The sequence below is a fragment of the Streptomyces sp. NPDC057428 genome (assembly GCF_042803195.1).
GTDB lineage: Bacteria > Actinomycetota > Actinomycetes > Streptomycetales > Streptomycetaceae > Streptomyces.
On sequence record NZ_JBHVCT010000008.1, the window covers coordinates 19,401 to 31,455 of the forward strand.

A 12,055-nucleotide genomic window follows, 5' to 3' on the forward strand; every position below is an offset into this window, starting at 1 on the left:
GCAGAACGCTCACAGACGGGGCCCACGAAGGCAAGGGCTCCGCCAAGGGCTGTTCCGGCGTACCACCGGGGACGGGGGCAAGACCCCGATTCCCCACCGAGACGCCCCGCCCTCCCCCGCGTGGATCGACGACCGGCCATCAGCCACCGAGGACCCCCGTCCGGCCATCGACGATCAGCCGTCGCCGCGACAGGATGAGGCGTGCAGATTTCAGGATGGGCCCGTCGGCATCTACCGTTCGTGCGATGAGCGCCGCACCGACCACCCCGCGGGGACCGCGCCGGTTCGGCCGGCCGAGACGGGTCTTCTCGCAGGTCCTCGTGATGCAGCTGGCCGTCATCACCGGCGTTACGGTCCTCGCCACCGGACTCTTCCTGGCACCCCTCAGCGCCGAGCTCGACGACCAGGCCATGCGTCGCGCCCTGGCCATCGCTCAGACTACGGCGGCGCAACCGCAGATCGCCTACTCCCTCCTCACCACGGAAGCGAGCCAGGACGGACCCGTCCAGGCCGCGGCGGAACGGATCAGGCGGTCGACCGGCGCCGAATACGTCGTGATCATGGACGTGCGAGGGGTGCGCTGGTCCCACACCGACGCCTCCCGCATCGGCGGTGTCGTCTCGACCGATCCCAGCACCGCGCTCGCCGGCAGCTCGGTGATGGAGATCGACAGCGGCACACTCGGCCGCTCGGCGCGCGGCAAGGTGCCGTTGCGCGACGGCTCGGACCGCGTCATCGGAGCCGTCTCGGTCGGCATCGCGTACGACAGTGTCCGCGCTCGGCTGCTCGCCGTGATCCCAGGCCTGCTCGCCTACGCCGGCGGGGCACTGGCCGTGGGCGCCCTGGCCGCCTTTCTGATCTCCCGGCGCCTCCAGCGGCAGACCCACGATCTGGCGTTCTCCGACATCTCTGCGCTGCTGACGGAACGCGAGGCCATGCTGCACAACATCCGTGAGGGTGTCGTCGCGCTGGACCGCACCGGGCACATCAGGCTCCTGAACGACGAAGCACAGCGTCTGCTCGGCCTCGGCCCCGGCGCCGCGGGCAAGCCGCTCGAAGAGGCCCTGGGCGAGGGCCGGACCGCCGACGTGCTGGCAGGGCGGGTCGTCGGCGACGACCTGGTGACCGTACGCGGCAGCCGTGTGCTCCTCGCCAACCGGATGCCGACCGACGACGGCGGAGCCGTCGCCACCCTGCGCGACCGTACGGAGCTGGAGTACCTGGGGCGTGAACTCGACTCCACCCGCGGTCTGATCGACGCGCTCCGCGCTCAGGACCACGAGCACGCGAACCGTCTGCACACTCTTCTGGGGCTCCTGGAACTGGAGATGCACGAGGACGCGATGGAGTTCGTCACCGAAGTCGTCGGCGTCCACCGGGCGACGGCGGAGCAGGTCACCGAGAAGGTGCACGACTCTCTGCTGGCGTCGCTCCTGGTCGGCAAGGCGACCGTGGCCGCGGAGCGCGGTGTCGCCCTGCGGATGGCGCCCGGGTCGCTGCTCCCGGACCGGCTGGTGGATCCGCGGGGCCTGGTCACTGTTCTCGGCAACCTCGTGGACAACGCGCTGGACGCGGCCGCGGGGTCCGCCGACGCCCGGATCGAGGTCGGACTGCGGGTCGAGAGCCGCACCGTGATACTGCGGGTGCACGACAGCGGGCCGGGCGTGCCTGCCGGCGACCACGAGTTCATCTTCACCGAGGGCTGGTCGACCAAGGAGCTTCCGGCCCATGGCAAGCGCGGCCTAGGACTGCCGCTCGTACGCCGGCTCGCGGAGCGGCAGGGCGGCAGTGTCTCCGTGACGGGCACGGACGAGGGCGGGGCGGTGTTCACGGTCGTCCTCCCCGAAGCGCTGCGCGAAACGCCGCCTGGACCGCAAGCCGGGCCGGACCCGCCGAGCGAGCCCTGCCGTCCCGTTGGCCCCGGCCCGGGCGGCCCGCCGGCTCACGCACCGTCCGCGAAGCCTGGAGAAGCCCTGTGATCGAGGTCCTCGTCGTGGATGACGACGTACGCGTAGCCCGTATCAACGCGGCCTACGCCGCCAAGGTGCCCGGCTTCCATGTGGCCGCCGTGGCGCATTCCGCGACCGAGGCTCTCGCCCGGGTCGGGGAGATGCCGGTCGACCTGATCCTGCTCGACCACTACCTGCCGGACCGCAACGGTCTGGCCGTGGTGCGGGAGCTGCGTGAACTGGGGCAACACGCCGACGTGATCATGGTGACCGCGGCCCGCGACGTCGCCACCGTCCAGGCCGCGATGCGCCACGGTGCCCTTCAGTATCTGGTGAAACCGTTCGCGTACTCCGGCCTCCGCACCAAACTCGAGGCGTACGCGGCGCTGCGCCGCACCTTCGAGAGCGGTGGCGAGGCCGAGCAGACGGAGGTGGACCGTCTGTTCGGCGCTCTGTGGGCCGCGGGCGAACCAGGGCTGCCGAAGGGACATTCGCCGACGACCGCGGACCTGGTCCGTCAGTCCCTTCGCTCGGCCGGCGGGCCGCTCTCCGCCCAGGAGATCGCGGAAAGCGCCGGCATGAGCAGGCAGACGGCCCAGCGCTACCTGAAGCTGCTGGAACGCACCGGCAGGGTGCGGCTGTCCCTGAAGTACGGCGAGACGGGCCGCCCCGAACATCGATACACCTGGGCCACGGACTCCTGACATCCGCCGCCACGGGCCGCTGACATACGCCTGCCCCGGTAAGGGCGGGCGACCCGGCCCCCACAAGAGGGGCGCCGGGTCCACGGTGCGCTCGCGGACCCGGCGCGTGGGGCTCCGCCGACCCTGGCCCCTGCCACATCCCCCCGTGTGACCCGCCGACAGCCGGGGCTACGCTGCCCCCGCTCCGGTGAGCGCCCGGACCTCCGTCTCGGCGTGCTTCGCCCTGTCCGGCGGCTCGGGGGAGGTGACCGTGCCGATCCAGCCCGCCAGGAATCCGGCCGGGATGGACACCAGTCCAGGGTTCTCAAGCGGGAAGAACGCGAAGTCCACGCCGGGGAAGAGCGAGGCCGGCCCCCCGGAGACGACCGGCGAGAGCAGGACGAGGAGGATCGCCGGGATCAGTCCGCCGTACACCGCCCAGACCGCTCCCCGCGTGGTGAAGTTCCGCCAGAACAGCGAGTAGAGCAGCGCCGGGAGGTTGGCGGAGGCCGCGACTGCGAAAGCCAGCCCCACGAGGAAGGCGACGTTCAGATTCTGCGCGAGCAGACCCAGCGCGATGGCCACCACTCCGACGCCGGCCGCCGCCACCCTCGCCACACCGACCTCGCTGCGCTGCTTGGCACCCGGTCGCCGGAAGGAGGCATAGAGATCATGAGCGACGGAGGCGGAGGAGGCAAGGGTGATGCCGGCGACGACGGCGAGGATCGTGGCGAAGGCGATGGCGGCCACGACGGCGAAGAGCACCGTGCCTCCCGTTGAGCCCTCACCGCCACCGAGAACGAGCGCCAGGAGCGGAACAGCCGTGTTCCCGGAGGCGTTGGACGCACGCACGTCGGCCGAACCCACGAGCGCGGCCGCTCCGAAGCCGAGGACGATGGTCATCAGGTAGAAGCTGCCGATCAGACCGATGGACCAGACGACGGAGCGACGGGCCGCACGAGCGGTCGGCACGGTGTAGAAGCGCGACAGGATGTGCGGCAGGCCGGCCGTTCCGAGGACCAGTGCCAGGCCGAGGCTGATGAAGTCGAAGCGCGCGGTCCAGCTGCCGCCGTACCTGAGTCCCGGTGCGAGGAAGTCCTTGCCATGGCCGCTGCGATCGGCGGCGGCGTTGAGAAGGGCGTTGAAGTCTCCGCGGAAGTGCACGAGGACGAGGACGGTGAGCGCGACGGCGCCGGTCATGAGCAGAACGGCCTTCACGATCTGGATCCAGGTGGTGGCACGCATCCCGCCGAGGGACACGTAGATCACCATGAGTGCTCCGACCCCGACCACCGTCCACGACCGCGCGGTGTCACTGGAACCACCGAGCAGCAGCGCGACGAGGCTCCCCGCACCCACCATCTGCGCCACGAGGTACAGCACCGAAACGGTGACGGACGAGGTCCCCACCGCCGTCCGCACGGGGCGCTCCGCCATACGCGCGGCGACCACGTCCGCGAGTGTGAAACGCCCGCAGTTGCGCACGAGTTCGGCGACCAGGAGCAGGACGACCAGCCAGGCCACGAGGAAGCCGACCGAGTAGAGCATGCCGTCGTAGCCGAAGAGCGCGATCAGCCCCGAGATCCCGAGGAAGGACGCGGCGGACATGTAGTCCCCGGCAATGGCGAATCCGTTCTCCATGGGCGAGAACAGCCGGCCCCCGGCGTAGAACTCCTCGGCGGAGCCCTGCCGGTTCCGGCTCACCCAGGTCGTGATGCCGAGCGTCACGGCGATGAACACGCTGAACAGCAGCAGCGCCAGCGTCTGGTGGTTCCCGCTCACCGGCCGATCCCTCTTGTCATCTCCTGGGTCTCCCAGCGCAGTTCCAGCGCGGCCCGGTCGCGGTGCAGCCGCGCGTGACGGGCGTACGCCCAGGTGAGGAGGAAGGTCGTGAGGAACTGGCCCAGCCCTGCCACCATCGCGACGTTGAGTGCCCCGGCCACGGGGCTCGCCATCAGGTCGTGGGCCGTGGTGGCCGCGATGACATAGGCGAGATACCAGAGCAGGAACGCGGCAGCCGCAGGGATCACGAACCGCCTGTACCGCCGGCGCACTTCGCGGAAGGCCGGACTGTTCTGCACCTCCAGATAGATCTCGGCCGCGCTGTACTCCTGCTGTGCTCCCGCACGGGACCAGCCGTCCCCGGCCGGCCCGCCTCCCGTGCCGTCCGGCTCGCCCCACCCGGCGGCCGGCGCCTCATACCACGGGTCGTCGAGCCGCAGTCCTGCGGCGTCCGGCCCTGCTTCCTTCTCCACCGACAACTCCCTTGTCCACGAGCCTTTTCGGTCGCGTAGCCAAGAATGGGCAGATCGGGAAGATCCCGGGCACATCATTCGCTGTGCTTCACCTTTTCAGGTGACGGAAGTCCCAGGCGGGCGTGCGATCCCCGTGCCGTAGGCATAGCGCACGGCCCCCGTCCTGTCGCGCGCCCCCGTCCTGGCGAAGAGGTTGATGATGTGCGTCTTCACCGTCGCCCTGGAGATGTGGAGGATGCGGGCGATCTCCGCGTTGGAGAATCCGTCCGCGATGAGGATCAGCACCTCGGCCTCACGCGGCGTGACCCCGTCGGGCAGTTCGGACGGGGCCGGTGAAACCGGCTCGACCGCCTGGGCGGTGACCCGCTCCAGCCCGCGCAGGCCCCTGGCCCGCAGGACCAGTACGCCGCTGCGGGCCGGCGGCAGCGCCGCCAGTGACAGGAGCGGGGGACGTGAAGATGTGTCGTCTTCGACGCTACGGAGGCGCGGGGATCACGGGATCGGCTCAGGGGTTGACCGTGGGTGGAGAAACCGTCTCCACCCACGGGTGGACTGTCAGACGTCGATGCGCGAACGGTCCAGTGTGGCCGCCGAGCTGGTGATGAACTCCTTGCGGGGCGCGACCTCGTTGCCCATCAGAAGGTCGAAGACCTGCTCGGACGATTCCAGATCCCCGATGTTGATGCGCCGCAGGGTGCGGTGGCGCGGGTCCATCGTCGTCTCCGCCAGCTGGTCCGCGTCCATCTCGCCGAGGCCCTTGTACCGCTGGATCGATTCCTTGATCCGCACGTTCTTCCGCTGCAGCTCCAGCAGCGTCTGCCGGAGCTCGTTGTCGGAGTACGTGTAGATGTACTTGTCCTGCCCCTTCTTGGGCTGGACGAGCTCGATCCGGTGCAGCGGCGGCACGGCCGCGAAGACCCTCCCCGCCTCGACCATGGGCCGCATGTAGCGCTGGAAGAGCGTGAGCAGCAGGGTGCGGATGTGCGAACCGTCGACGTCGGCGTCCGTCATCATGATGACCTTGCCGTAGCGCGCGGCGTCGATGTCGAACGTGCGGCCGGAGCCGGCTCCTATGACCTGGATGATGGCGCCGCACTCGGCGTTCTTCAGCATGTCCGAGACCGACGACTTCTGGACGTTGAGGATCTTTCCGCGGATGGGCAGCAGGGCCTGGAACTCGCTGTTGCGGGCCAGCTTCGCGGTGCCGAGCGCCGAGTCGCCCTCGACGATGAAGAGCTCACTGCGCTCCACGTCGTCACTGCGGCAGTCGGCGAGCTTCGCCGGCAGCGACGAGGACTCGAGCGCCGTCTTGCGGCGCTGGGCGTCCTTGTGCTGGCGGGCGGCGATGCGTGTGCGGGCCGCGGCCACGGCCTTGTCCAGGACGGCCCTGGCCTGAGCCTTGGCATCCCTCTTCGTGGACGTCAGGAAGGCCTTGAGCTCCTTGGCGACCACGTTGGCCACGATGCGGTTGGCCGCGGAAGTGCCCAGCACCTCCTTGGTCTGGCCTTCGAACTGCGGCTCCGCGAGCCGCACGGTGACGACCGCTGTGAGACCTTCGAGGGCGTCGTCCTTGACGACGTCGTCCTCGGCGACGCGCAGCAGCTTGGCGGAGCGCAGAGCCTCGTTGACGGTCCGCGTCAGCGAGCGCTCGAATCCGGTCACGTGGGTGCCGCCCTTGGGGGTGGCGATGATGTTGACGAAGGACTTGACGTTGGTCTCGTAGCCGGTGCCCCAGCGGAGGGCGATGTCCACGGCCAGCTCACGGGTGACCTCCGTCGCCGTCATGTGCCCCCGGTCGTCGAGCACCGGCACGGTCTCCTTGAAAGTCCCCGTCCCGCTCAGTCGCTGCACGTCGCAGACGGCCTTGTCCTGGGCGAGGTACTCGCAGAACTCGCTGATCCCGCCGTCGAAGCGGAAGGTCTCCTCCGTCTTCCCCTCTCCGTCGATACCCCGCTCGTCGCGTACGACGATGGTGAGGCCGGGCACGAGGAAGGCCGTCTGCCGTGCCCGCTGGTACAGCGTGTCCAGGTTGAGCTTGGCGTCCTTGAGGAAGATCTGGCGGTCGGCCCAGTACCGCACACGGGTACCGGTACGCGTCTTCGGGACCCGCTTCGCCTTGCGGAGGCCGTTGGCGGGGTCGAAGGGGCTGTCAGGACCCTGCTCGGTGAACATGCCCGGGACACCGCGCCGGAAACTGATGGCGTGCGTCGAACTGTTGCGGTCGACCTCGACGTCCAGCCGGGCGGAGAGCGCGTTCACGACGGACGCGCCCACGCCGTGCAGGCCGCCCGACGCCGCGTACGATCCACCGCCGAACTTGCCGCCGGCGTGCAGCTTGGTCATGACGACCTCGATGCCGGAGAGGCCGGTCTTGGGTTCGACGTCCACCGGGATACCGCGGCCGTTGTCGCGGACCTCGACGGAGGAGTCGTCGTGGAGGATGACTTCGATGGAGTCGCAGTAGCCGCCCAGAGCCTCGTCGACCGAGTTGTCGATGATCTCCCAGAGGCAGTGCATGAGTCCGCGGCTGTCCGTGGACCCGATGTACATTCCGGGGCGCTTACGAACCGCTTCGAGCCCTTCGAGAACGAGAAGGTGCCGCGCGGTGTAGTTGGAGCTGTCCCTGTCTGCGCCGCCTGCTCCGGTCAGCAGCGCAGTGGACGGCACGGAATCGGCGGTCACGCGGTTCGCTCCTCGCTGAATTTCATTTGGGGCCCGGTGGGGATCGGGTTCGGCCTCGGTGGCCGCTGAGAGCCTACCGAGGCCTGGTAGAGCGGTTGTAACGCCACCCACGGGGAATCCTTATGCTAGTCCAGCTTCGCATAGACGTTCGATCACTCGTCGGAGTGACGCGCACATCACGTTCCCTTCGAGGCATGAACCATTTAGGCTCCGGGCACGTCCTCATGAACAACCGGCAAGCCAGCCGGGGGGACCGGCCCACACAAGCAACGCGAAACCGTAGCGCTACGCAATACGGCACATTCGCCGCCAACCGGCAACAGACAGCCATCCTGAGAAGAAGTTTCGAAGAAATGCCACGAGCGGGAACGTTTTCGGCCTGGTTGGATGTTGACCCTGGTACGACAGCTCGTCGAGCTAGAGAAGAGGCGACGTGACTACTGTTCTGACCCCCGCGAGCCCGCTGACCGCAGCAGACCGCTGTGACCGTTGCGGCGCCCAGGCATATCTGCGCGTCGTCCTGATCAGCGGCGGTGAACTGCTCTTCTGCGCCCACCATGGTCGCAAGTTCGAGCCGGAACTCAAGAAGATCGCCGCGGAAATACAGGATGAGACGGACCGGCTCACTGCCGTGCAGGCCAGTTCCGCCGACGAGGAACAACACTGACACCTCGCATCCACGACGAGCCAAGGGCCCGGTCCAGGACCGGCCGACGGGCGGTCTCCCGGCAGGGAGGCCGCCCGTTCTCATGTTCCGCCGCGACGCGGTCCGGAGGTCAGCTGCGGGCTGCCATCCACTGGATCGCCGCCGAGATGCGCGTGTACACCCCGGGGCTTCCCTGGCTCCCGCAGCCGCTGCCCCACGAAACGAGCCCGACAAGGCGCCCACGGGCCACCAGCGGGCCTCCGCTGTCTCCCTGGCACGCATCCCGCCCCCCGGCGGCGTCACCGGCGCAGAGCATCGATGAGGCGTCGTACGCACCCCTTGTGCCGCCCGGGTAGGCGCGGGCGCAGTCACTGTCCGGCAGCACCTGCACCGAGGCGGCACGCAACCTGGTGGCGTAAATGCCGTAACCGGTCATGTCCCCCCAGCCGTACACCTTGGCCGCCGTACCCGGCTCGTACGCAGCGCTGCCCGCTCGGGCCAGCGGGATGACACTGCTCGACGGGAGGGCACTGGCCAGGGTCACCACCGCCAGGTCGCCGGCGTTCGTACGGGGGTCGTAGGCCGGATTGGCCCATGCGGATCGCACCGGGATCTCCTGACCACCCGGGCCGCCCAGTTCCTCCCGCCCTGCGATGATCCGCAGATCGCGGACCTCCGGGACGGCCGCCCCAAGGACGTCCTGCCTCAGGCAGTGGGCCGCGGTCAGCACCTTCGTGGGGGCGATCGCCACTCCTCCGCAGAACTGACCCGCGCGGGTTCCTCCGAAGCGGTCACGGCTCGACAGAGCCACCACCCACGGACTGTCCGCGACGGCCGCAGGCCTGCCGCCGATGATGATGCTGTCGGCCACCGCGGTGTGCGGGGCGCCGAGCGGTATGACGGCGGCAGCTGTCGCCAGGATGCAGGCCGCGGGCAGGACACGGACGAGGACGCGGGACATGAGGGCTCCTTACGCCGAGGTGAGCAGTGCCCACTCAGCGTCATCCCCACGGGTGCGGGCCGCACGCGGACAAGGGCCGGGGCCCGGAACCTCTGGTTCCGGGCCCCGGCCCTTGTCCTTGCCCGACCCGGTCTAGTCGAGGTAGTCGCGCAGCACCTGCGAACGCGACGGGTGGCGAAGCTTCGACATCGTCTTCGACTCGATCTGCCGGATGCGCTCGCGCGTCACCCCGTAGACCTTGCCGATCTCGTCCAGCGTCTTCGGCTGGCCGTCCGTGAGACCGAAGCGCATCGAGACGACGCCCGCCTCACGCTCGGACAGCGTGTCGAGCACGGAGTGCAGCTGCTCCTGGAGCAGCGTGAAGCTCACCGCGTCGGCCGGCACGACGGCCTCGGAGTCCTCGATCAGGTCACCGAACTCGCTGTCCCCGTCCTCACCCAGCGGAGTGTGGAGGGAGATCGGCTCACGACCGTACTTCTGGACCTCGATGACCTTCTCAGGAGTCATGTCGAGCTCCTTGGCCAGCTCCTCCGGCGTGGGCTCACGGCCCAGGTCCTGGAGCATCTGGCGCTGCACGCGCGCGAGCTTGTTGATGACCTCGACCATGTGCACCGGGATACGGATGGTGCGGGCCTGGTCGGCCATGGCTCGGGTGATCGCCTGACGGATCCACCACGTGGCGTACGTGGAGAACTTGTAGCCCTTGGTGTAGTCGAACTTCTCCACCGCGCGGATCAGACCGAGGTTGCCCTCCTGGATCAGGTCCAGGAAGAGCATGCCGCGGCCCGTGTAGCGCTTGGCCAGCGAGACCACGAGACGGAGGTTGGCCTCCAGCAGGTGGTTCTTGGCGCGGCGGCCGTCCTCGGCGATGATCTCCAGCTCGCGCTTGAGCTTCGGTGCGAGCTTGTCGGAGTTGGCGAGCTTGTCCTCGGCGAACAAGCCGGCCTCGATGCGCTTGGCGAGCTCGACCTCCTGCTCGGCGTTGAGGAGGGGGACCTTTCCGATCTGCTTCAGGTAGTCCTTGACCGGGTCGGCCGTGGCGCCGGCGACGGCGACCTGCTGCGCGGGCGCGTCGTCCTCGTCGTCGTCGGAGAGGACGAAGCCCTTGTTCTCGCCCTCGCTCTCCTCCTCCTCGCCCTTACCGGTCTTGACTTCCTCGGCCGCGTCGTCACCGTCGAGCAGTTCGTCGTCCTGCTTGCCGGACTTCCTCGCGGCGGTCTTCTTCGCAGCGGTCTTCTTCGTTGCGGTCTTCTTGGCAACCGTCTTCTTGGCTGCGGTCTTCTTCGCAGGAGCGGCAACGGCAGCGTCGTCGGCTGCGACGTCCGCGCCCTCGGCCGCCGGGGCGGTGGACGCCGCGACGGTCCGCGTCACGGTCGTCTTGGCGGCGACTGTCTTGGCGGCGGTGCGCTTGACCGGGCTCTTCGCTGCGACGCTCTTGCGGGCGCGCTTAGGCGACTCCGCGGCACTGACCATCAGCGTCACACCCTCTTCCTCGAGGATCTGGTTGAGGCTGCGCAGAACATTCTTCCACTGGGTTGGCGGAATCTGGTCAGCCTCGAAGGCCCGACGCACGTCGTCGCCGGCAATCTGCCCATCAGCCTTTCCCCGCTCGATGAGCGCCATCACAGATTCGGACTCGGCGATCTCCGGCGGGAGCGTACGGGATGTGCTGGCCGACACGAACAACCTCTCGGAACGATGGAAACGGCTTCCGGCCCGGCCCTGGAGAGGGCTGGAACCGACGACCGGCGGCTGGGGATGTCGCCGACGGCGCGGGCTTGGCCTCAGAACTGCACAGCGCACTACGTGGCTGCTGTATTCCTTCCGCGGCGGTCACCTCTTAGGTCATCGCACTGTTTCGAGGAGTGTTACGCCCAATTCGCGTGGCCCCAGTCACACCTCATTCGCGACAAACGGAACCAGAGGTCATATCTCCGTATAACTGTGCCGCCGAGCCGCAGCGACGCGGCGGCACAGGGACCTCATACCCCCGCCCTGGTGGTTCAGTGCTCGCGGGGTGCGGGAACCACTCGCTCCTGGTGCCCGACCAGCAGTTGCCGCATCGCGGTCTCCGCGCCGACACCGTCACCCGATGCCAGGGCCTCGGCGATGCGCGCGTGATGGCCGAGCGACGACTCCGCCGGCCGGTCACAACCCGTGACGGGCCCACCGGAAACATGCAGCGCGGCCGACACGATGCCGGAAAGGTGTTCGAGCATGCGATTACCGGCCGCCTGGATGAGCAGCGCATGGAACTCCGCGTCCGCCCTGGAGAAGGTGATGGCGTCGCCCTGCCCCATCGCGTGACCCATGATCTCGATCATGTCGCCAAGGCGCTGCTGAATGTCCTCACGGCCGTGACCGGCCGCCAGCCTGGCGGCAAGCGGCTCGATGGTCCACCGGAGGTCCTCCAGTTCACGACGCTGATCATCGCGCTGCGGCCCGAATGCACGCCACTCGATGATGTCCGGATCCAGCAGGTTCCAGTCGCTCACCGGCCGGACCCGCGTGCCCACGTTGGGCCGGGCACTCACCAGCCCCTTGGCCTCGAGCACGCGCAGGGATTCCCTGACCACGGTGCGGGAGACCTCGAAACGCTGCCCGATCTCCTCCGGGACAAGGGGCCTGTCGGCTCCGAGGTCACCCGAAACGATCATCTGGCCGAGCTGCTGGACCAATTGACCGTGCAGCCCACGGCCGCGGCTGGCCGTACCGCGTCGGCCCACCCGTCCCAGCTCCGAATCGGCTCCGCCCCAGGAACGCAGGGCGGCGCGTTCGCCGGGTGGCACCTCCGTGAACGGGTAACGGTCGATTTCACCCGGGCCGGCGAGGCCGGAGTCGACGGAGCGGGCGGCGGTCATCATGGTGTGCGCAAGGGT

9 protein-coding genes and 1 pseudogene are annotated in these 12,055 nt (G+C 68.9%); 3 read left to right on the forward strand and 7 right to left on the reverse strand.

From position 1 onward, the window contains the following. The first annotated feature begins 245 nt into the window (after nucleotides 1-245). Entirely contained in the window at nucleotides 246-1,979 is a 1,734-nt protein-coding gene (locus ACFU5K_RS05195) for an ATP-binding protein (protein WP_384057035.1), read from the forward strand. Then, a complete protein-coding gene (locus ACFU5K_RS05200; protein WP_384057037.1) occupies nucleotides 1,976-2,653 on the forward strand; it encodes a response regulator in 678 nt (225 codons plus the stop codon). The genes ACFU5K_RS05195 and ACFU5K_RS05200 overlap by 4 nt, the downstream gene beginning before the upstream one ends. A 168-nt stretch (nucleotides 2,654-2,821) precedes the next feature. Here the strand turns inward: ACFU5K_RS05200 and ACFU5K_RS05205 are convergent, their stop codons facing one another. From ACFU5K_RS05205 to ACFU5K_RS05220, 4 genes and pseudogenes are all read right to left on the reverse strand, one after another. After that, entirely contained in the window at nucleotides 2,822-4,414 is a 1,593-nt protein-coding gene (locus ACFU5K_RS05205) for a cation acetate symporter (protein ID WP_384057040.1), read from the reverse strand. Then, nucleotides 4,411-4,887 (reverse strand): DUF485 domain-containing protein, encoded by a 477-nt coding sequence (locus ACFU5K_RS05210; protein ID WP_384057043.1) that lies wholly within the window; start codon nucleotides 4,885-4,887, stop codon nucleotides 4,411-4,413. The genes ACFU5K_RS05205 and ACFU5K_RS05210 overlap by 4 nt, the downstream gene beginning before the upstream one ends. 96 nt (nucleotides 4,888-4,983) lie before the next feature. Further along, nucleotides 4,984-5,265 (reverse strand): annotated as a pseudogene (locus ACFU5K_RS05215) (response regulator transcription factor); the annotation flags it as partial. A 177-nt stretch (nucleotides 5,266-5,442) separates the two neighbouring features. Further along, nucleotides 5,443-7,569: a type IIA DNA topoisomerase subunit B gene (locus tag ACFU5K_RS05220; protein ID WP_384057046.1), complete on the reverse strand. Its 2,127-nt coding sequence runs from the start codon at nucleotides 7,567-7,569 to the stop codon at nucleotides 5,443-5,445. 433 nt (nucleotides 7,570-8,002) lie between these two features. Between ACFU5K_RS05220 and ACFU5K_RS05225 the strand changes: the two genes are divergently transcribed. Then, entirely contained in the window at nucleotides 8,003-8,236 is a 234-nt protein-coding gene (locus ACFU5K_RS05225; RefSeq protein WP_327113740.1) for a hypothetical protein, read from the forward strand. 109 nt (nucleotides 8,237-8,345) lie between these two features. Here the strand turns inward: ACFU5K_RS05225 and ACFU5K_RS05230 are convergent, their stop codons facing one another. From ACFU5K_RS05230 to ACFU5K_RS05240, 3 genes are all read right to left on the reverse strand, one after another. Then, nucleotides 8,346-9,176, reverse strand: coding sequence for a S1 family peptidase (locus ACFU5K_RS05230; protein ID WP_384057049.1), 831 nt, complete (start codon nucleotides 9,174-9,176; stop codon nucleotides 8,346-8,348). A 132-nt stretch (nucleotides 9,177-9,308) separates the two neighbouring features. Beyond that, nucleotides 9,309-10,856 carry an RNA polymerase sigma factor gene (locus tag ACFU5K_RS05235; RefSeq protein WP_384057052.1) on the reverse strand — a complete coding sequence of 516 codons (1,548 nt, stop codon included), beginning with the start codon at nucleotides 10,854-10,856 and terminating at the stop codon, nucleotides 9,309-9,311. A gap of 323 nt (nucleotides 10,857-11,179) precedes the next feature. Beyond that, nucleotides 11,180-12,040 carry a FadR/GntR family transcriptional regulator gene (locus ACFU5K_RS05240; protein WP_384057234.1) on the reverse strand — a complete coding sequence of 287 codons (861 nt, stop codon included), beginning with the start codon at nucleotides 12,038-12,040 and terminating at the stop codon, nucleotides 11,180-11,182. Between the last annotated feature and the right edge of the window lie 15 nt (nucleotides 12,041-12,055).